The organism is Huijunlia imazamoxiresistens, from assembly GCF_037132455.1.
Taxonomy (GTDB): Bacteria; Bacteroidota; Bacteroidia; order Chitinophagales; family Chitinophagaceae; genus Flavisolibacter; species Flavisolibacter imazamoxiresistens.
Map to the genome: position 1 here is coordinate 204,781 of NZ_JBBBEI010000004.1, position 20,911 is coordinate 225,691.

19 protein-coding genes are annotated in these 20,911 nt (G+C 56.5%); 9 read left to right on the forward strand and 10 right to left on the reverse strand.

The annotated features are described in order from the left end of the window. Positions 1–4 precede the first annotated feature (4 nt). Positions 5–1,111, forward strand: coding sequence for a lipid-A-disaccharide synthase (lpxB, locus tag V9K67_RS06635; RefSeq protein ID WP_336720961.1), 1,107 nt, complete (start codon positions 5–7; stop codon positions 1,109–1,111). An 89-nt stretch (positions 1,112–1,200) separates the two neighbouring features. Here the strand turns inward: lpxB and V9K67_RS06640 are convergent, their stop codons facing one another. From V9K67_RS06640 to V9K67_RS06665, 6 genes are all read right to left on the reverse strand, one after another. Next, on the reverse strand, positions 1,201–1,368 hold the full coding sequence (locus V9K67_RS06640) for a DUF6728 family protein (protein ID WP_336720963.1): 168 nt from the start codon (positions 1,366–1,368) through the stop codon (positions 1,201–1,203). A 271-nt stretch (positions 1,369–1,639) separates the two neighbouring features. Further along, on the reverse strand, positions 1,640–1,891 hold the full coding sequence (locus V9K67_RS06645) for a hypothetical protein (RefSeq protein WP_336720965.1): 252 nt from the start codon (positions 1,889–1,891) through the stop codon (positions 1,640–1,642). Between the two features lie 55 nt (positions 1,892–1,946). Next, a complete protein-coding gene (locus V9K67_RS06650) occupies positions 1,947–2,798 on the reverse strand; it encodes an FRG domain-containing protein (protein WP_336720966.1) in 852 nt (283 codons plus the stop codon). 60 nt (positions 2,799–2,858) lie between these two features. Further along, the gene (locus tag V9K67_RS06655; protein WP_336720967.1) at positions 2,859–3,281 is read right to left on the reverse strand and encodes a response regulator; all 423 of its coding nucleotides are present in this window, start codon (positions 3,279–3,281) and stop codon (positions 2,859–2,861) included. Between the two features lie 148 nt (positions 3,282–3,429). Beyond that, positions 3,430–3,780, reverse strand: a complete 351-nt coding sequence (locus V9K67_RS06660) for a hypothetical protein (protein WP_336720968.1) — start codon at positions 3,778–3,780, stop codon at positions 3,430–3,432. A gap of 248 nt (positions 3,781–4,028) precedes the next feature. Continuing rightward, positions 4,029–4,304 carry a hypothetical protein gene (locus V9K67_RS06665; protein ID WP_336720970.1) on the reverse strand — a complete coding sequence of 92 codons (276 nt, stop codon included), beginning with the start codon at positions 4,302–4,304 and terminating at the stop codon, positions 4,029–4,031. 170 nt (positions 4,305–4,474) lie between these two features. On the opposite strand from V9K67_RS06665, the gene V9K67_RS06670 reads away from it, so the two are divergent. The 3 genes from V9K67_RS06670 to V9K67_RS06680 all read left to right on the forward strand — a co-directional run bounded on the left by V9K67_RS06670 (position 4,475) and on the right by V9K67_RS06680 (position 7,353). Then, on the forward strand, positions 4,475–5,521 hold the full coding sequence (locus tag V9K67_RS06670) for a sensor histidine kinase (RefSeq protein ID WP_336720971.1): 1,047 nt from the start codon (positions 4,475–4,477) through the stop codon (positions 5,519–5,521). Positions 5,522–5,533: 12 nt separating this feature from the next. Next, positions 5,534–6,229: a LytR/AlgR family response regulator transcription factor gene (locus V9K67_RS06675; protein WP_336720973.1), complete on the forward strand. Its 696-nt coding sequence runs from the start codon at positions 5,534–5,536 to the stop codon at positions 6,227–6,229. 221 nt (positions 6,230–6,450) lie between these two features. Beyond that, complete coding sequence (locus V9K67_RS06680) at positions 6,451–7,353, forward strand: hypothetical protein (protein WP_336720975.1); 903 nt, start codon at positions 6,451–6,453, stop codon at positions 7,351–7,353. A 287-nt stretch (positions 7,354–7,640) separates the two neighbouring features. Here the strand turns inward: V9K67_RS06680 and V9K67_RS06685 are convergent, their stop codons facing one another. From V9K67_RS06685 to V9K67_RS06695, 3 genes are read right to left on the reverse strand one after another with little or no spacing between them, the layout of a single operon-like run. Beyond that, positions 7,641–8,435, reverse strand: a complete 795-nt coding sequence (locus tag V9K67_RS06685; protein ID WP_336720976.1) for a hypothetical protein — start codon at positions 8,433–8,435, stop codon at positions 7,641–7,643. 23 nt (positions 8,436–8,458) lie between these two features. After that, on the reverse strand, positions 8,459–9,718 hold the full coding sequence (gene bamG, locus V9K67_RS06690; RefSeq protein WP_336720978.1) for a BamG family beta-barrel-assembly machinery protein: 1,260 nt from the start codon (positions 9,716–9,718) through the stop codon (positions 8,459–8,461). 3 nt (positions 9,719–9,721) lie between these two features. Then, a complete protein-coding gene (locus V9K67_RS06695; RefSeq protein ID WP_336720979.1) occupies positions 9,722–11,044 on the reverse strand; it encodes a DUF4270 family protein in 1,323 nt (440 codons plus the stop codon). Positions 11,045–11,321: 277 nt separating this feature from the next. On the opposite strand from V9K67_RS06695, the gene V9K67_RS06700 reads away from it, so the two are divergent. From V9K67_RS06700 to V9K67_RS06710, 3 genes are all read left to right on the forward strand, one after another. After that, positions 11,322–12,332 (forward strand): Kelch repeat-containing protein, encoded by a 1,011-nt coding sequence (locus V9K67_RS06700; RefSeq protein ID WP_336720980.1) that lies wholly within the window; start codon positions 11,322–11,324, stop codon positions 12,330–12,332. A gap of 113 nt (positions 12,333–12,445) precedes the next feature. Continuing rightward, a complete protein-coding gene (locus V9K67_RS06705; protein ID WP_336720981.1) occupies positions 12,446–13,651 on the forward strand; it encodes a sensor histidine kinase in 1,206 nt (401 codons plus the stop codon). Continuing rightward, positions 13,648–14,343 carry a LytR/AlgR family response regulator transcription factor gene (locus tag V9K67_RS06710; protein WP_336720983.1) on the forward strand — a complete coding sequence of 232 codons (696 nt, stop codon included), beginning with the start codon at positions 13,648–13,650 and terminating at the stop codon, positions 14,341–14,343. The genes V9K67_RS06705 and V9K67_RS06710 overlap by 4 nt, the downstream gene beginning before the upstream one ends. Positions 14,344–14,740: 397 nt before the next feature. Here the strand turns inward: V9K67_RS06710 and V9K67_RS06715 are convergent, their stop codons facing one another. Next, positions 14,741–16,852 (reverse strand): M43 family zinc metalloprotease, encoded by a 2,112-nt coding sequence (locus tag V9K67_RS06715; RefSeq protein ID WP_336720984.1) that lies wholly within the window; start codon positions 16,850–16,852, stop codon positions 14,741–14,743. Between the two features lie 522 nt (positions 16,853–17,374). Here V9K67_RS06715 and V9K67_RS06720 point away from each other — a divergent pair. Next, entirely contained in the window at positions 17,375–18,118 is a 744-nt protein-coding gene (locus V9K67_RS06720) for a DUF6515 family protein (protein ID WP_336720985.1), read from the forward strand. 69 nt (positions 18,119–18,187) lie between these two features. Next, positions 18,188–20,809 carry a PKD domain-containing protein gene (locus tag V9K67_RS06725; protein ID WP_336720987.1) on the forward strand — a complete coding sequence of 874 codons (2,622 nt, stop codon included), beginning with the start codon at positions 18,188–18,190 and terminating at the stop codon, positions 20,807–20,809. The last annotated feature ends 102 nt before the right edge of the window (positions 20,810–20,911 follow it).

Sequence of the window (20,911 nt, forward strand, 5' to 3'; positions counted from 1 at the left end):
CCGTATGAAGTACTACCTCATTGCCGGCGAAGCCTCGGGCGACCTGCACGGAAGCAACCTCATTAAGGAGCTGAAGCAGCTCGACGCCGGCGCCGATATCCGCTGCTGGGGCGGCGACCTGATGGCCGCTGCCGGCGGCACCGTGGTGAAGCATTACCGCGACCTGGCCTTCATGGGCTTTGCCGAGGTGGTGAAGAACCTGCCGACCATCCTCGGCAACCTCCGGTTCTGCAAGCAGGATATTGCCGCAAACCGGCCCGACGTGCTGGTGCTGATCGACTATCCCGGCTTCAACCTGCGGATCGCCAAATGGGCCAAGGCCGCCGGCTTCCGGGTAGTGTATTACATTTCGCCCCAGGTATGGGCCTGGAAGGAAAGCCGGGTAAAGCTGATCCGCCAGGTGGTGGATAAAATGCTGGTGATCCTGCCGTTCGAGAAAGAATATTTTGAAAACAAATGGGACTACAAGGTGGAGTTCGTGGGCCATCCGCTGGTGCAGGTGGTAAACGATTTCCGCAGCCGGCCCGCTACCGCTGCCATCAGCGACAAGCCAGTAATAGCCCTGCTGCCCGGCAGCCGCCGGCAGGAGATCGCCAAAAAGCTGCCCGTGATGCTGGAAGTGGCGCGTGCCTTTCCCCAATACCAGTTTGTAGTGGCCCGGGCCGCCTCGCTGGAAGATGAATTTTATGCCCCTTTCCTGGAGGGCTATCCCAACGTTTCCTCCGTCAAAAATGAAACCTACCGCCTGCTGTCGCAGGCCGATGCCGCGCTGGTGACCTCGGGCACGGCCACCCTGGAAACCGCCCTCTTCGGCGTGCCGCAGGTGGTGTGTTACAAAGGTTCCAAAATCTCCTACGAGATCGCCAAGCGCCTGATCACGATCAAATACATTTCGCTGGTAAACCTGATCATGGATAAAAAGGTGGTCACGGAATTGATCCAGGACGACATGAACGTGGCTGCCGTCACCCGCGAGCTAGGCCTGATCCTGCAAAAAGGGGAGCGCTACCACCAGATCAAACAGGACTACGACGCCCTCCGCAGCCTGCTGCAGCAGCATGGGAACGCATCCCGGAAGGCCGCCGAAATAATTGTGGATTTCCTCCAATAAGTTTCTGAGTTTCTAAGTTCCTGAGTTGTTTGGATGGATAAAGGCATGTTCCACCTACAGAACTCAGGAACTTAGAAACTCAGAAACTTTTAAGAATGGCGCATCAACTTAATAGCTAATATAATCAGCGACAGGAGGAATAAAAAGATGCTGAGGCGGTTGATGCCGTGCATATACTTTACCCACTGCGATTTTGGCCGGTTGGGATCGGGCTTGCGCAGGTATAAATATTCGGCGATCTGTTTCCAAACACCCATAGAATAAACGTAAGGTAAAGGTACGTTTTTTCGGTCCGAAAAAAGATAGGCGCCTCCCGGATCAGGGAGCCGGGTTATACCGGGTGGAGTTTTGTTTTTTGTGCAGGCCCCTTGACTGGACGCTGTCTGGGGAAAAGGAAGTGCCGGTACTTCTCTGGGTTTTGCTTTTACGCTTTTCCAGCTTGGCTTTGAACCAGCCGCTGGCCGGGTGGGATAGCAGTGCGATGTTTAAAAATTTCACCATATTCATTTCTCGCTCCTTGAAAAAGAATTAGACAAAGTTTTTTATAAGGTCAGGTTGCTTTGCCGGTCGCTGCGCCCCCATGGAAGCAGGTCCCGGGCCGGTCATATGGCAAAATTCAGCGTAATCGTATGGAAAATAAAGAAATAGGTCGCTGCCCGTGGACGCCGCTGCCGCCGTTATGTGTAATGTTCTAAGAATCAGTGGCTGCACCGCTTCAGGAAGCTCTGCAAATATAAAAACAAGCCGGCGAATTTTTTCCCGGACAGGAAATTTTTTCAAAATTATAAATATATCTTATTGCTTTAATGTTTGCTGGGAGCGTTTGGGGTCCGGGCTAGGGTAAAAAGCGGTGGTGTTTGTCTTCCAGGGACCGGATGGTCTGCTTGAGCACTTCTTCAGGGGTTTTGATGCTGTTGTACCGGAGCTTCAGGGCGGCGGCATAGCCGTCGAGGTCGGGGAAAAGGCTGGCCCGGTTCAGGTTCATGCGCTGCAGGTCGCGGAGTACGCTTTTCTGCAGCAGGGAAGGCATTTCGATCTTGATGATCGCCTGCTCGGCCTGGTCGCCGATAAAGAGCAGCTGGTCCATGAACGGCTCGGACGATATGCCCGTGCTGACGAAGATGGACTGCTGCAGGGAATACCGCCGGTTCATGCGGAAGGGCTGGACGGGAAATACCAGGGGCTGGTTGTTGTCGTTAAAAATTTTTTCAAACAACCGTTCGTTGATCAGGTTTTTGGTGAATTTGAGCTCTTCGGGGAAGATGGAGGACAGTTCCTCCGTGGCCCGGAGCTTCAGATAATTGACGTTGATGGCCCAGACGGCAATGTCGTGGTCCGGCCGGGGGTTACATTGCTCGAAGGCAAAAAAGGAGGCGATGAAGGGCGACTTGGTAAAGTCGAGCAGCCGGGTGGGCGCCCCATGGTGCTGCATCAGGGCCAGCCATTCGATGATGTGGCCGGGAAGGTCTTCCTTGTTCAGGTAGTTGCGGGCCCCCCGCTGGAACTCGTGCAGGAACTCGGTTTCGATACCCTTGTACAGCTTGATGAAGTCGGTTCGTTCAATAGCATTGTTCAGCACCCAGTGGGCGTTGCCCTGCCCGCGGTAGGCCCAGTTCTCCGATAATTCGTCTACAAAGCTTTTGTACTCGTTCCAGGAAGTCAGCCGGATGGTGGTATACGTCTTCATTTCCATCACTTGTACCCATAGAAATTTTGCGCCAGTCTTTTGTTTGCCGCCCGGACCGGGTTATAAGGAGTTGGGATGCCGGCACACGCTCCAGTAATCATAGATCATCTTTATCAGCTTCTGGATGGCGGCAAAACTGCTTTCTTTCTGAAAAAATCCCTGCACCTGCATGGAATACGCCTTCTTTACCGCGTGCATATCGGCGGAAGTGGAGAGGAAGACATAGGGAACGCTTTTTTTCCGCAACTGCTCGTCTTTGTAAATTTCTTCCCGCAGCTGGATGCCGCCCATGATGGGAAGGTTCATGTCGGTAAGGATCAGGAAGGGTTGCTCCGGAGTGCTTCTGAGATACTCCAGGACTTTCAGCCCGTTTTCAAAAAATATGAGCTCGTTGGGGATGTTCAGGCTCAGGAAAACTTCCCGCAGGATTTCCTGGTCTTCATCATCGTCCTCTACGATTATAATCGGCCCCTGGTTTGGCATTGTTGTACGTTATGAATGAAATTATCTTAGCAGTGAGTTAGCAATAAAAGTGCCCGGGTCGGAAAAGCGGGCAGGAACGGGGCTGCCTAGCCTCCCTGCATAAAAAAAGCAGTGCGGGGCGCACTGCTTTTTTTCGGGCATGCCGGTGTTAATACACGTGCACGTCGTGTACTCTTTTATGCATTTCCACGGCCTTCATAAATTCACCCATTTCCTTGTCGGCATACAGGCCATAGGCGTCCACCAGGGTTCCTTTGCGCCCGTCGTGGGTTTCCACGGCAAACAGGATAGACATGTCGTCAGGGTTGGAAGGGCCTTCAAAACGGTAGAAGTTCACGGCCTTTACTTCTTCCGGGGAAAATTTTCGGTTGGTGGTCAGGCAGCGCAAACGGCCGTTTTCCACTTTATACTGATCGGTAAAGCCCTGGGCATCCAGCTTATTCAAACATTTTTCCAGGTCCGTCATATACGTCAGTCTGTCATTCGCTTGTTGTATCATGGCATTCGTTTATTTTATGAACAATCAATTGGTGTTTATTATAAAACAATTGAATGACTAGCGAATATAATGCCTCAGTTTTGGGCCCCGGCACGGGCGGTGGGCGTCAATGGCTTTTCCCCGCCCAAGTCCGGCGCGGTGGGCTTTCGCAGTGTAGCCTGCTGTATAGAAACTTCCACACAAAAGGGCATGGTGCGGCAGGCAACGGCCGGAAATAAAAGGAAAGGAGCGGGGGCAGACCGCAGTCTTTAATGTTCTACATAACTTTTCAGGTAATCCTGGATGGCGGTCCGGGTGCATACCAGCAATTCGACGGCGGCCTCCGGGGACTGGCCGGACGCGGAGGAGGACCCTTCGCTAAGGCTGACCAGCAGGCTGCCCTCGGGCAGGAGGCGTTCGATTTCGTTATCCGGCTCCAGGAAGCGGACGTAGAAGGACCGGTAATACTCGTGCAGGCGAGGGGTTACCAGGGCGGTTCGCAACTTATGTTTAAAGTAAAAATCCAGGGTAAAGAGCCGTGCCATGGTTGCCGTATTTCCGGTAAGTTATTATGTTTCCGTTACCTTTTTCCTTTTTTCTTATACAGAAGGGATGGGGCAGGGGGGAAAAAAAGGGGGCGGAAAAATATGTGCATAACCTGCCTGTGCTTTTTCTTGCTGCCGGTTTCCGTTCTTTGCATATGCTTTCTCCCGGGGTGCTGAAGACGACAGGTCATGTGGCGGGCTGGATCCTTTTTTTCAGCCTGGTCGTTGCCTTTGTGGCCGCAGGGCCGGTTGGCGCCGGCTGGCGGCAGGTATGGTCCCCTTCCTACCTTCTTTTTTACCTGGTGTACCTGTTCCTCTTTTATGTGCACCTGGGTTTTCTTTTTCCCCAGTTGTTTTTGCGGAAACGGTATGTTGCCTATTTTCTTACCCTGGTGCTGCTGGCCGGGGCGCTTTTTTACCTGAAGCCCTTTGAGCACCTGATGATGCAGCCCTCGCGGGCGTTCGCGGGCCGGCCACCGGCGCCTCCCGGCCCCGGGCCCCGGGGGGTGCCTTTTCCCCGCCAGGGCCACCGCATCGACATCATCAGCCTGATCCTGTTTTTCGTCACCACCTCGGTGGGCGCCGCCCTCCAGTTCGTGGACCAGTGGCGCCGCACCGAGCGCCGGGCCGACCGGGCCGAGACCGACAAGGCCCAGGCGGAGCTGTCCTTCCTGAAGGCCCAGATCAACCCCCACTTTTTATTCAATACGCTCAATAATATTTATGCGCTGGCCCTGGCCAAAAGCGACCATGCCGCCCCCGCCATCCTGCAGCTGTCGCACATCATGCGCTACGTAACCGACGAAGTGCGGCAGGATTATGTGCCGCTGGAGAGCGAGCTGGATTGCATCCGCAATTACATCAACCTGCAGCGCCTGCGCCTGACCGGGAAGGTACGTATCGACTTCGAGGTGACCGGGAACCCCGCAGGCCGCTCCATTGCCCCGCTGGTGCTGATGACCTTTATCGAGAACGTGTTTAAATACGGCATCAGCGGGCACGAGCCTTCCGTGATCACCATCCGGCTGGAGGCCGGCGAAGCGGCGCTGGATTTTTTCTGCCGCAACCGCATCTTCCCGGCCACCACCGGCGAGCGGTCGGGTATCGGCCTGGAAAATACCCGGAAGCGGCTGGCCCATTTATACCCGGCGGCCCATGCGCTGGATATTCGTTCAGAGAATGGTTTTTTCACCGTTCATTTGCAGTTGCCGTTCTAAAAGAATCCTTTTATGCAAATCAAGTGCATTGCCATAGACGATGAACCGCTGGCGCTGGAAGTGCTGAAGCAGTATATTGCCCGGATACCCGTGCTGCAGCTGGTGCACACCTTCAACGATCCCATCGCGGGGTCCGAATTCCTGCGGCACCACCCCGTGGACCTGCTGTTCCTCGATATCAACATGCCCGACATCAACGGGCTGGAGCTGGTGCGGCTGCTGCCCGTAAAACCGATGGTGATCTTTACCACCGCCCACAAGGAGTTTGCCCTGGAGGGTTTCGAGCTGGATGCGCTGGACTACCTGCTAAAGCCCTTCGAGTTCGAGCGCTTTGCCAAGGCCGTGAACAAGGCCGTGGAGTACTACCAGTATAAAAAGTCCGAAAAGCCGGAAGCTGCCGGCCACCTGTTTGTGCGTTCGGAATATCAGTTGGTCAAAATTGAGCTGGAGGAGATCGAGTATATCGAAAGCGTGGAGGATTATTTGAAGATCCACCGCAGCGGCCAGAAGCCGGTGATGACCCTCATGACCCTGAAGGCCATGCTGCAAAAGCTGCCCCAGGACCGCTTCGTACGCATCCACCGCAGCTACGTGGTGCCCCTGGCCAGGATCCGGTCCATCGTCAACCGCAAAGTGCGCCTCTCCTCCGTGGAGCTCCCCCTCAGCGACAGCTATGCGGCCGTGATCAAGAACTGGAAAGGCAAGTAATAGTTTACGGGTTTACGAGTTGGGTTTTAGTTGGGGCAATACGGTAAATTTTGCCCTTTTTCCGGTTTTTTGTTAAAGCGAATTAAACCTTAAAAGTTCAGGGCCGTCTTTAAGTGCAGAAAACAGAATTTAATAACCTGCATGTTACGCGAATGACGCTTTTCTACTTTGGTTGATGCAACCGGAATAATTTTCAAAACCACAATTCAAACATGAATACCATGAAGCAATTCAAAACACACTTCGCTGTGTTTGCCGGCCTCCTTTTGGCCCTGACCGCCTGCCAGAAATCCGAAACCGTGGAATCCACCGACGAATCCACTTCCCCCACCATCGCGGTTGCCGCCACCGTTTCGGCTGACCCTTCCGTTACGGTTACCGATTCGGTCTATATCCTTCAGCGCTGCGACCGCGGCTTTAGAAGAGAAGCCCTGGCACAGGCCAGCCTTCCCGCCGATGTAACCACCTATCTGTCGGCCAACTATTCCGGCTATGTGTTTCACAAGGCTTTTGCCATCAAATCTTCCACCGATGTCACTGCCGGTTACGTGGTGATCGTGTATTACAACAGCAAGCCTGTTGCCCTGGCATTTAGCAGCGCCGGCGCTTTTGAAAAAGTGCTGGAGCAGCGCGAGAAGGGCGACCTCGATGGCAAGGGCTGGCACCATGGCGGACGCTTTGCCGACCGCGAGGGAAAGGGTAAGGATACCGTAGCCCTGGCCTCCCTGTCTGCCGCCATCAAAACTTATTTTTCGGCCAACTATCCCGGCGACACGCTGCTGAAGGCCTTCCGCAACCGCGACAGCAGCTACGTGGTGCTGTCGAAGAACAACGGCGCTTATGCTACCGTGTTTACCTCCGCCAGCGTATTTGTAAAGCGGGTGCAGTTGCCGGTTAAAGAGATCACTGCGGTAGCTTCCCTGATCGATGTCAGCGCCCTGCCCGTTTTGGCCCGTACCTTCCTGGAAGCTGCGTTTCCCAACTTTGTGTTCAAGTCGGCCTTCAGCCTGACCGTGAACAACGTGCTGCGGGGTTTTGTAGTGGTGTTTGACGCCAACAATACCAAGTATGCCGTAGAGTTCAATGCCGCCGGAACCTTTGTCAGGGGAAAAGTGATTTATTAACCACGTTCATTGATGTGTGTCGGATACCATCAACGTTGCCCCGGGGTCTTTACCCCGGGGTTTTTTTGTGAATACGTTTATAAAATTCAGATGGACGCATGTTTTAAACAATGATGCTGAGGACCAATTTTGAAACAACAATCATTTTCGAAGCAACAATCCCAAAGCTGGTGACAACTTGTAGAGCTGTCACCAGCTTTGGGATTGTTGCTTCGAAATGGAGGCCTCAGGATGACAGTCTTAAAGGTTGTCACCAGCTTTATGATTTTATAGGCCGCAGCAAATGCTTAACGCAGCCCATAGCTTACCGATACGCCCAGGCCGTGCTCTTTGTAATAAAAGCGATTTTGCTGCCGGTCGTTTTTAAAGAGGAAATCGTAGTGCAGGGAAAGGCCCAGCCGGCGGGAGAGTTGCCGGCTGTAGGCCAGGCGGGCATCCACCGCCCGGTAGTTGTGCAGCGACACAAAGGAGCTGCCGGTATACAGCGAGGCCAGGACGTTATCGGTCGTGTAGTTATCGCCCGTGTGGTACCAGCCCGCAGGACGCGAATAAAGTCCGGCCAGCGGCACACTCACTTCCAGTGACAACGCATGACTGCCTGCCGTATACGCTACCGACTGGTAAAGCGACAACGTGGTGAAGGTATTCCAGGAGGAGCGGCCCGTAGCTTTTCCCGTGGAAGAAGCGCCGAGGGCGGCGGCCTCGATCCGGTAACCGGTATAAGCCGACAGCCGGTTCGAAGCCTTTTTGAAGACCCGGAATCCGTCGCTCCAGGAAAGGGATACTGAATGTGCTTTCAAGGCCGCATCGGATGCGGAGGCATTGTTTTGGCCGTAACCGGCCGTAAGGGAAGAATAGCGGTTGCTGCTGCGAGCGGAGAATTTGTATTGGAAGCTCGTAGTGGCGCCCGATGCCGTATCGGGCGCAAGGAATGCATCGTGCAGCAGCGTGGTTCCGCGACGGATCGTTGCGGTATGTTGGCGTTGAACGGTATCGGGCTGCTGCGCAACGGAAAGCAGGGGAGATGCGAGCAGCGCAAAGCCGGCGAGGGCGGTGACTTTTATTCGTCGGTATGAGGACATAAGAGGGTTGGTTTTCCTTTTTCTTAATTAAACCGGTGCCCTTTGCTGTACAGGAAGTCGCGGAAGGAAAGCGACAGGGACAGCTGGACATAGTTTTCTTTGATGAGGCCCGATTGGATGGTGCCCCGGGTGCCGGCTTCGGCGCTGACCGTATACAGCAGGCCGTTGCGCAGCGAACGCGAGAGGCCGGCCGTGACCCCGTAATCCCGGATCGGCTGGTTGCTGACCTGTAAATACGAGCTGTTGTAAAAAGCGCCCAGCTGGAAGGCTTTCTTCTGTGCGTTCTTATCCCAGCCTTTGCGGAAGGAGGCAAATTCGGCCCCGACCGAATAGCGGTCGCTGTTGACCAGCTTCCAGCCGGTGCCGCGCTGCTGCAGCGACGACCAGTCTTCATGGGTGTAGTCGGCGGAAAAGGTGGTGGTGCCCGCCTTCCTGCCCAGGGCCAGCCCGGCGCCATACGACTGCGGCAGGTTGTAGGTGCTGTTCCTGACCACCTCTTCGCTTACCAGCGTGGTGCTGTTGTCGGTAACGCTCAGCGACCGCTCGGACTGCAGCGCCGTTTTGTAGGCGTAGCGCCCGCCGACAGAGGCATTCCATCCTTTTGAAATGGAGGCGGTGTAGAGCAGGCCGTAGTCGAGGCGCAGCCCGCGGTAATAATCCCGCCGCTTGCTGTCGATGGTGGCGCCGGAAGCATCGGTGATGGTTTCCGTCTGGTTGATGGCCCCGGCCACCAGCGACGAGGTAACGCCCAGCGACAGGTGCTTGCCCAGGGCAAAGGCGTTGTTCCAGAAAAAGTGGTTCAGGCCGCCGTCGCCGTTGTAGTCGATGGTGTAGTTCTGGCTGGAGCCTTCCACTGGCTTGGTGTTTTGAAACTTGTAGTTGACGCTGCTGTATTGGCGGAAGCCGATGCCGCTGGCCCAGAAGTTCGTGACCTTGGTGGTGAGTCCCAGCCGTTTGATGGTGAAGTCGCGGTTGGTGCTGTTTTCCGTGGAGATGGGATTGCCCGAGTAGGTGACGCCCCGGAAGGTGCCGTTGGCTTCGAGCATGAAAAAGCTTTTATCCAGGCCGGTGGCCGAGGCCGGGTTGTTGCCCGAGGTGAAGAGGCCGGTCTTCAGGGCCAGCCCGGTGGAAGCCATGCCGGTGGTGTGGTTGTAGCTGCGCGGGTCGATATCGCCGATGCCGTAAACGGAATAGGGCGTGCTCATGGTTTGTGCGAAGGCCGTGCCGCCGCAGGCGGTAAGGGCCAGGGCAAACAGGGAACGGATACAGGCGGGGAGGTGCATGTGTTAGTCTTTAATGGTTAAAACGGAAAGAACCAGTTGGGTGCCGGAAGCCCCGTTGCCGGATGCCTCGAGGAGGGCCCGGTTTACCTGGGCGCCCTCCGCCGGGCTGTTCTCCAGCAGGAAGAAGCCGTCTTCCGCGCTGCCGGGTGTCGTGAGCAGGCTATTGATCGCAGAGGTAAGGTCGAAGGCATAGTACGGGAGCTTGTTGTAGATCGGGTCGGTAACCGGCTGGGCAAACAGCACACTGGAGGAGGTGGAGTCGTATACATAGCTGCCGATGGCATTGCTGCCGTTGGTGGCGGCCAGGTAATAGTGCTGCGGCAGCTTCAGTTTGCCCGCATCATAGGTGCCGTCGGCTACACGGACCACGAGGGTGGCTTTCAGCAGCTTGACCGTGGAGCTGACCTGCAGGATGTTGCGCAGCGAAGGGAAGGTCAGCTTCGCCAGCACCCCCAGCGTAGTTTGTGAAAAAGCCCGGTTGCCGGTGGCGGTTGTGGGCAGTTCCGTAGTGCCGGTTGCCGGTGCCTTCAGCAGGGTGCCCGTCCGCTCGGCGGTGATGTGGTTGAAGTACTTGGTTTTTGAAAAAACAAAGTCTTTATATGCCTGTTCGGGGTAAGGCGTGCGGGTATGGTAGTACAGGCGCATGGCCAGGGCGCTGTCGGAGGTTTTCAGGCCGTAGACGGCCCCGTTGTCGTTACCGGAAAGCGAAAGGGTAAGGCCCCGGAAATAGTTCAGAAAAGCGTCGGCATCCAGCGTCTCGTCTTCCTTGTTTTTGAGTTTGTTCAGCAGCTCGGTGCCTTTGGCATCGTTGAGGCGGATGGTGACCAGCGTGTCGCGTCCCGGGTACAGGGGGAGGGCAGCGGTGCCCAGGGGTACGGGCTTTGCGGCGAAGCGGGAGGTGTTGTAAAAGTTGGAGGAGTAGGTGTAGTCCATGTACTCCGATAGTTCGTTTACCTGCAGGGTGGGGGCTTTGGTCGTGTCGCCATAATAATAGCCGTTGAGTGTAAAGCGAAATACGAGGGAGTCGTAAGCGGCATCGCTGCTCACCGAGAGGTCGGTGGGCAGGGCCAGCTGCAGGTAGGGCGCCGCCTCGATCTGCCCGAAATACGGATCGTTGTAACGTCCCAGCAGGAAATGATCCGGCGAGGTGGTGGCGAAGGAGTCGAGCAGCACGGTGGACAGCTCCACGGCCACCGTATCGATCTGCGCCAGGCGGGTGTAGGTCTCGCCGAGCTCATTGCCGAACTGGATGCTTTTTTTATAGCAGGAGGAAAGCAGCAATACCAGCAGCAGGGCCGGCAGCAGCGGCGTCTTCGTCTTCATCATCGTGAATTGTTTTTAGGGGAAAGCGGCTGCAAAATATTTCCGGCGGCGGTTGGAGGCTTGTTATAGTAGATCAACAAGCCGGATAAATCTGCCATCCCGCACTTTCCATATACGAGGCTGAAAATGAAGGGGCGCCGGCCCGCTAAACGCCTTCTGGGCGCGGATTTGGGGCAGGTAGATAAAGAACGGAGGTTTGTCTATGCAGAGCCGTTGCTGGTCTATTTTATGACCGGCTTAGAACCCCCTGCCGATACTTTAGCACAAAAAAAATTACGAGATGAATAAGGCTACTTTCCTGGGAGCTGCACTTTTAAGCAGTATCATTTTTACGGGTTGCACCAAGGATTCCTCCGATGATTCGGATGATGTGATCGGCAACTGGGTGACCGCTTCGGACTTTGACGGCAATGCCCGCAGCGAGGCCGTCACCTTCACCATCGGCGACAAGACCTACCTGACCACCGGCACCACCGACAGGGACCGTTTTGCCGATCTCTGGGAATATGATGCCGATAAAAAGTTCTGGACGCAGAAGGCTGCCTTTCCCGGCAATGCCCGCAGTTCGGCCGTGGCTTTTGTGATCGGGGACAAGGGCTACATAGGCACCGGCTATGACGGCAGCAACAAGCTGAATGATTTCTGGGAGTACGATCCCGCCGCCGACAAATGGACCCGCAAGGCCGACTTCCCCGGCTCCGCCCGTTATGATGCGGTAGGCTTCAGCCTGGAGGGCAAGGGCTACCTCTGCTCGGGCTTCGACGGCAACTACCTCAAGGACCTGTGGCAGTACGATGCCGCTGCGGACAGCTGGACGCAGAAGGCCAGCCTGGGCGGCACCAAGCGCTCCGCCGCCACGGCGTTTGTGCTGAACAACAAAGCCTATGTATGCTCGGGCAATAACAACGGCAGCGCCCTGAACGACCTGTGGCAGTACGATGCCGCTACGGACACCTGGACGCAGAAAAGAAAGATCTCGAACGTGGAAGACGAAAGCTACGACGACGACTATAGTACCATCCTGCGCTACAATGCCGTATCTTTTGTGCTGGGCGGCAAAGCCTATATAACCACCGGCGAGAACGGTTCCCTGAATTCCGACACCTGGGAATACAACGATGCCACGGACCTCTGGACGAAGAAGACCGCCTTCGAGGGCACGGCCCGTACCGGCGCGGTGGCCTTTACCCAAAAGGACCGCAGCTTTGTGCTGACCGGCCGAAGCGGCTCGCTTTCTTTCGATAACATGTACGAACTCCACCCGTCCGAAGAATCGGATACGGACGACTAAAAGATGCAAGTAGTTAATTGGTTAATTGGGAATTAGGAGGGGGCAATCTGATTCCTAATTAACCAATTAACAAATAACCCATATCCTATGACCTTCCGAACCAACTAATGAGCATGACGCACATCGCTACCTACAGTACCCGTATGTCGGGTTTTTTTTATTCCCTGTTTGGGTTCCGCAAGGCCACCACGGGGGCGCAGCTGTCCGTTATTATCCTGGCGCATATGTTTATCTGGCTGCTGTTCCTGTGCCTGCCCCTGCTGTTTTATCCCCTGCAGCTGGGCAGCAAGGTGTTTTTGTACCGGGCAGGTGTGGATAAGCTGTTCATCATTGGGTTCTTTTATTACCATCACTATTACCTGGTGCCCCGGTTATTCCTGGTGCCCCGGAAGTCCGCTTATTTTTTGTCCCTGTTGTTGTCGCTGGTGGTGGTGGTGCTGCTGCACCTGCTGGTGGAGCACCTGTTCCGGCAATACTTTTTAAAAGGCACAGAGGCCGTTCCCCGCTTCCTGTTCCCGGGCGGGCACCTGGGCCCCGGTATGCCGGTGCGGCCCTTCGACCCGCTGGGCGGCAGGGGATTCCCCCCGGATGGTACTTCCCTGCTGGGGGTGCCCCTGCGGGTGTTCTTCATGCTGCTGCGCAATGCCCTGTCCTCTTTCCTGATGCTGCTGTTCATCAGCTGCTTCCTGCATGTGTTCTTTTCGCTGGTACGCACCCAGAACGAAAAGAAAGCCCTGGAAAATGCCCACCTGCATGCCGAGATCAACCTGCTGCGTTCGCAGATCCACCCGCACTTTTTGTTCAATACGCTGAACAGCATTTATGCCCAGGCCGTCAGTCGCCCGGAACAGGCCCAGCAGTCCATCCTGAAGCTGTCGGAGATTTTGCGTTACATGCTGTATGAAACCTCTTCGGAAAAAATCTCCCTGGAAAAGGACGTCCAGTACCTATCGAGCTATATCGACCTGCAGCGGATGCGCCTGTCGCAGAAAATCACCATCCATTATACCGTTAGGGGCGGCCTGAAGGGACTGACCATTGCACCGCTGCTGTTGATTACCTTTGTGGAGAATGCCTTCAAGCACGGCATCAGCTATTCGCCGCCCTCCACCATCAGCATTCACCTGGAAGTGGTGGACAACGCCCTGACGCTGCTGGTGCGCAACCCCGTGGTTGGGGGGCATATATCCGAACCCGGCGGCATGGGACTGCAGAATGCCCGCCGGCGGCTGGAGCTGCTGTACCCCCGCCAGTACTGGCTGGAGATCGAAGAAAATAAAAACCAGTTTGTCGTGAACCTGAAAATCCTTTTAACGTGATCAACTGCCTGATTATAGACGATGAGCCGCTGGCCCTGGAAGTGCTGGAAACCTATATCCGCAAAGTGCCTTTTCTAAAGCTGGTGGCCCAGTGCAACGAGCCGCTCCAGGCCCTTCATTATTTCGATGAGCACGATATCGACCTGCTGTTCCTGGACATCCACATGCCGGATATTTCCGGGATCGAATTTTTCAAGGCCCTGCCCAAGAAGCCGGAGGTGATCTTTACCACCGCCTTCAGCGAGTACGCCCTTGCCGGCTTCGAGCTCAATGCCATCGATTACCTGCTAAAGCCTATTTCCTTCGAGCGCTTTATGACGGCGGTGAACCGGGCCAAGGAGTACATCGAGTTCAAGGGCAGCAAGACCTCCTCCAACAAAGAATACTTCTTCATCAATGCGGCGCACAAGATCCATAAGATCCTGTACAACGATATTCTTTATCTCGAAGGCCTGAAGGATTACACCAAGATCTTCCTGGCCAACACCACCAACCCCTTACTGATCCTGCAGAACCTGAAATACTTCGAGGATTTTTTGCCGGGCAACGAGTTCGTCCGCATCCATCGTTCCTATATCGTGCCGGTGAGCAAGCTGAATACCATTACCAAAAAAGAGGTGACCATCGGCGGCCACGCCATGCCGGTCAGCGATAACTACCGCGACCGGTTGTTCGCTTTAATACAGAAGTAAACGAAAGAAAAGCTACAGCTATAGGGATGTCATGTCTTGCCTCAGGCGAGACGAAGCATCCCGTTGGAACCTGTAAAACTGTTTCAGGCTGAAGGAACCTTTTCCTCAACCTGATAAATACTTTACAGGTCTCGATGGGATGCTTCGCTGCGCTGCCAATGACAAGAAGGAAACGCGCTACTTTAAGGCTGTCACCTGGCTTTTGATTGTTCCTCCGAAATGAGTCCTCAGGATGACAGCTTTACAGGTTGTCACGGGGCTAAAAATTGTTGCTTCAGATTAATCGTCTACCCACAAAAAAACGGCACAGGGAATATGGCTGGACAACCTTTCCCGTGCCGTTTCAAACCAACTTAATGAAGAACCAACTAAAACCGTCTTTGGTGCGGTGGCGGCCTTACAGCCGCACCACCTTGCGCACTATAATTTTATCGGCGAAGAGCACCTTCAGCATATAGATCCCCGGGGCCTGGCCCGACAGGTCGAACTGGTAATGGCTGCCGGCAGTTTGACTGACGGCTCTCCGGGCGATGGCCTGGCCCGAGGAATTATACAGGACCATTCCTTTGAGGTTGGCCGGCGGGGGATAAAAGTCGATGTTGATCGTTCCGGAGGTGGGATTGGGTGTAACTAAAAACCCTTCCTGCTTTAAATTGGGATTTACCGTTACCCGGCTTACCTGTACGTCGTCGAGGTACAGGTTGTTCCCCGCTTCGGTGGTGTTGACAAAGGCCAGCAGGACGGTGCCGTAAGGAATATAACCGGTAAGGTTTACCGAGTCTTTGCGCCATTGACTACCGGTGGGAACAAAGGCGGCGGAGGTTTGCGCCGTTGCCAGTGCAGCGCCCCACTTTTTATAGAGGCTGGTGTACGTCTGGCCGCAGTCGGTGCTCGCCAGCACCTGCAGGGTGTCCCACAGGCTGCCGGCGGAAAGCGGTTTCACGGCTGCCGCCACCTGGAACGTCAGGTAGGCGGAGTCCAGGCCCGACAGGTCGGCCAGGGGCAGGCGCAGGTAATCGCGGGGGCCGTTTTGCCCGTAGTCGAAGTTGCGGAGCACCACCGAGGCGGTGCCGGTCCTGGCGGCGTCGGTAGTCCGCTGCCACGCGTAGGAGCCGTCGGCGTTCAGCGTGTCCCAGCCCCTGGGCGGAAAGACAGTCCCTTCAAAGCTTTCGCTCACCGCGGTTACCGTCGGGTAGTACATCAGGCGCTGCACGAGGGTGTCGTTGGACAGGTTTTCATCCGCGCTGCCGTTTACCTGGGTAATAAATATTTTCAGCAGGTGTTCGCCTTCGGGGATGGTGATTCCCGGCAGGCTCACGGTGGCGGAGCTGTTGTATGAAAGCGTTTGGGTAAAGGTGGTTGCCTGCGGCGTGCCGTTGTCCAGCTGGAATGCAACGCTGTAGCTGGTAAGGGTTTGCGTGCCCTTGTTTTTCAGCACGGCCCGGGGCGTAAACGAAGGAGCGCACAGGCGGGTATAGGGTTCCGATACCGGCTGTAGCAGGCCGTCGAGGGCATACTGCACCACCGGCACGCAACCGTCGGAAACCAGCAGCGATGAACGGTAGGCGGCCAGCGAGGTTTCCATGCGGGCCACCTGGTCGTGGGTGAATAGAACCATGCAGTCGTCGCTGGTATAATCCATGTAATTCTGGTACAGGATGCCGGGGGCCGTGCTGGTACAGCGGTCGGTGCGCAGGCCGCTGGGGCAACCCGTGGTTTCTCCTGCCTGTCCGGGGGTGTCGTCAATCTCGTCCGAGCCGGTGCAGGCGGTGCCGTCGTCGCCCCAGATGTGCAGCAGGTCGAAGTAGTGGCCGGTTTCGTGCACCAGGGTCTTGCCCTTGTTGTAGCCCGGGGCGGCGCCCCCCGGCAGGGTGGTGTAGTCGATCACGATGCCCTGTTCGTCGGCGGTGGACGACTCGGGAAAAGTAGCGTACCCCAGCACGCTGTTCGACAGCCGGCAGATCCAGATGTTCAGGTATTGCGCCGTATTCCAGGCCGCCGCGCCCCCGCCGGACGCATGTTTTACCCCTTCATTGGTGGTGAAGGAAGAACGGGTGGTGGTGTAGCGTACGATGCCCCCGGAAGGTTCGTCATCGGGCGTGCGCCGGGCCAGGCAGAAGCGGATGTTGCTGTGGCCGAAAAGATGCTGGAAATAGGAGGGGAGCTTTACCGAATCGGCATTGGTGCCTCCGAAGGCTTTGTTCAGCGTATCGAGCTGTGCCAGCAGCTGGGCGTCGGTGACCAGGGAAGGGTTTTGCAGCACAATATGGAATACTACGGGTATGCTGGTGGCGACGGCCTGGAGGCGGCGCCCTTTGAGGCCATTACCGGCGGTTTTGTTGCGGAGGTCCGCCTTGCGGCTGGCGAACCGCTGCTGCAGCGCAGGCGCTTTTTGGATATTGTTTTCCAGCACTTCCAGGGTGGCGCAGGTGCGGGTTTGCGTCCTGCCGGTAAGTGCCGGCAGCAGCAGGGCCAGGAAGGACAGGCAGGATAGAAAGGTCTTTCTCATAAATAAAAGGATGCATGAAGGTTTTGTTCCGCAGGCAATCGCCGGCAGTTACGAATGACAACAGGGAAGGCCCGGGGTTTAGCGGGGGATGGTTTTTATAGACAGAACCCCCGGAATAATCGACGGAAGGCTTTGGGCCCTTCCTGGGGTGCTTTTCTCAAAAAATCGTTGCGCCTGCCTGTACGTTTAAGCATTTCCGTTGTTGCTGTTCGAACAAGGAGCCTGCCGGAAACGGAGCGCTGGCTGTCAGGTGCCAGGGGCCGTTAGTAGAGACAAAGGGGCTGTTGGTCGATTATTGCGCGGCGGGCTAAACTATTTATCCCATTTTCCATCCAATCGGGTTTCCGTATGCCTTGCTTCCTTAAGGGAATTTTTCCCGGGCTCCAGCTTGTTTATTGCCGGGTACAGCGATACCGGTTGCCGGTCCGGAAGGCCGGCAGCCGCTGTGCCTGCCGGGGTGCGGGAAAAGGTTGTACCTTTAGTAAGGACGGAAATTTCTATTATAATTATTAAAATTATTTTATGCGATTGTATGCTGCCTGCATGACAGGTCTGCTGGTGCTGGCTGGCCTGGCGGCCGGGGCCCAGCGCTCCCGCAATTACCATGATGCTTACCGTTCGTATCCTTCCCGGCACCACCGGGTAGTGTACCGCTCTTACCCGCAGCCGGTTTACCGCTCGTACCCGCGGCCGGTGGTGGTCGTGCCCCGGGCCGTGGTTCCATACCGTTATTATCCCGGGCCGGTCTACCCGCGCATCGGCGCTTCGGTCAGCATTTTTACCCCCAATATCGGGGTACATATCAGCACCCTGCCTTTTGGCTACCGGCCGGTCTGGCTCGGGCCCAGCCTGTTCTTTTATTACCAGGGAACCTTTTACCGACGCACCTCCCGCGATTACGAGGTGGTCAACGCCCCCATCGGGGCCGAAGTGCCCGACCTTCCGGAGCGGGCCAGGGTAGTGGTGATCGACAACAACAAGTATTATGAGCTGGACGGCACCTTCTTCCGCGAAACCATCCGGCCCAACGGCGACACCTGGTATACCGTCACCGGCAAGGACGGCGGGCAGGTGGTGCAGCTGCCACCGCAAAGCAGTGCGCCGGCGGCTGTCGGCGATGTGCTGACCGCCCTGCCCCAGGGCTGCAAGGTGATCGTGCTGAACAACCAGAAATACTACGTGGCGCCCGACGACACCTATTACCAGGAGGTGATTGAAAACAACCAGATATTTTATAAAGTGGCCGGTACGCCGGCAGCCCAGTGATGGGGCAATAGTCAATAGTCATTGGTCAATGTCCAATGTCCCCTCCTTATCCCGACCATCTAATTCGCTATGAAGAAATTCCTGACCTTCTTCCTGTTGCTTGCGGGTGTCTGCCTGACGGCCCGCGCCAGCCATATCACCGGCGGTGAAATGTATTATACCCTGACCGGTGTGTCGGGCAGCCAGTACACCTATCATGTGACCATGAAGCTGTTCATCCGCTGCAATTCCAACCGGCAGCTGGGTACTTCCATTTCCATTTCCGCCTTCGACCGGGCTTCCTTCGCCCGGATAAGCGACGTCACCGCTCCGCGGACGAAGCTGGAAACACTGAGCCTGACCGATCCCAATAAATGCATTACCGATCCGCCCACGGTTTGCTTCGAGGTCGGTTCTTACGAGACTGACCTGACGTTGGATTTGGGACAACACCCGAGCGGCTTCCTGCTGGCCACCCAGGAAAATTACCGGATCAACGGCATGACCAACCTGGCCGGCGGCTACAACCAGATAGGCGCTACCTATACGGCCGAGGTGCCGGGAACCACTACAGTAGCCAACGGGCCTTCCAACAACAGCGCCCATTTTATTGGCAGCGACCTGGTGGCCATTTGCGCCGACAACGCCTTTACTTACAGCTTTGCCGCCGAAGACAAGGATGGCGACGAGCTGCGCTACAGCTTTTGCAATGCTTACGAATCGAACAACGGCGGACCCAATGCCGTCCGGTCGGGTGCACCGCCCTTCAATTCCGTGCCGTACGGGTCCGACTTCAGCGGCTCCACCCCTTTGGGAAGCTCCGTGACGGTGGATCCCAAAACGGGCCTGGTCTCGGGCCGGGCCCCCGGCTCGGGTACATATGTGATCACGGTTTGCGTAGAGGAGGTCCGCAACGGCAAGGTGATTGCCACCCAGCGCAAGGACGTGCAGATCAATATCGCCTCCTGCACCATCGCCTCCGCCCAGCTGGAGTCCGACTATTCGCTTTGCAAGGACACCCGCTCCCTTACCCTGACCAACCTGTCCAACAGCCCGCTGATCAACGGGTACCGCTGGGAGGTGCGCAATCCTTCCGGCACCTTGCTGTTCACGTCCACTTCGGCCACCTTTTCCTATACCTTCCCCACCGTGGGCAACTACGCCATCAAGCTGGTCACCAACCCCGGTGCCGACTGCTCCGACTCTACCATCGCCACGGCCCACGTCTGGCCCGGCTTCAAACCTGATTTCACTTATAGCGGCATCTGTTTTACCAAACCCACAAATTTTACGGATGCCACCACCACCGTCTACGGATCGGTGAATTCCTGGAAGTGGGACTTTGGCGAAGGCACCACCACCACCGACATTGCGTCGGAAAAAGCTCCTTCCTATACCTATCCCGTACAGGGCGCCAAAACCGTTCGCCTCATTGTGGGCAACGACCGGGGTTGCCTGGATACCGTTCGGAATACCCTGACCATCACCGCCCAGCCGCCCATTGACTTGGCCTTCCGCGATACGCTCATCTGCGTTCCCGACCGGCTGCAACTGGCCGCTGCAGGAAGCGGGGCATTTAGCTGGACGCCGGCTGCCGGCATGACCGGCGCCAACACGGCCAACCCGGTCGTGGCGCCCGTGGCCACTACCACCTATCACCTGCAACTGGACCAGGGCGGCTGCGTCAGCACCGATTCGGTGCGGGTACGCGTGGTGACCGCCGTAACCCTGCAGGCCATGAGGGATACCTCCATCTGCCAGGGCGACGCGCTTACCCTGCGCGTCCTGTCGGACGCCCTGCGCTATGCCTGGACGGCCTCGCCTGCCGCGGCACTCTCCGACCCGTCGGCCGCGGCGCCCACCTCCGCCCCGCGGGAAAAAACCACCTACAGCGTCACCGGCACCATCGGGTCGTGTTCGGCTACGGGGCAGGTGGTGGTGACCACGGTGCCTTACCCGGTAGCCCATGCCGGCGGCGACACCATCATCTGCGCGGCAACGTCCGCCCAGCTTTTGGGGAGCATGGACGGCGATTCGCTGGTGTGGACGCCGGCGGCTTCGTTGAGCAATCGGGGCATCCTGAACCCGGTGGCACGGCCATCGGGCACCACCGACTACGTGTTGTGGGCGTATGACCACAAGGGTTGCCCCAAGCCCGGTCGCGATACGATGCGGGTAACCGTACTGCCCCCCATCAATGCCTTTGCCGGCCGCGATACGGCAGTTATCGTGGGTCAGCCCCTGCAGCTGCAGGCAACGGGTGTGGGCACGGGTTTCCAGTGGTCGCCAGCGCTGTACCTGTCGTCCGCTGCGGCGGCCAACCCGGTGGCCCTGTTCCCCGAGGGTTCAGAAGGAGCGAAGTATAGGGTAACGGTGAGGAATGAGGCCGGTTGTACCGATTCGGCTTACCTGACCGTTAAAGTGTTTGTCACGCCGCCTTCCGTGTTTGTGCCCACGGGCTTTACGCCCAACGGTGATGGGTTGAACGATGTGCTGCGGCCGATTGCAGTGGGCATGACCCGAATCGAGCGCTTCAGTGTGTTCAACCGCTGGGGGCAGCAGGTATTTGCCACTGCTGTCAACAAGCAGGGTTGGGACGGTAGGTTTGGCGGCATGCTGCAGGCCTCCGGCACTTTTGTGTGGCAGGTGACAGCCACTGACTACCTGGGGAAGAAATATTTTTTGAAAGGTACCTCCACGCTGATTCGTTAGGGTGGGCCTTAAAAAAGAACAGGAAAAGTTCGAAAACTTTTCCTGTTCAAAACTACTGTGTTCCGGAAAAAAGTTTCCGCCGGAACAACTATTCCTGTTGTC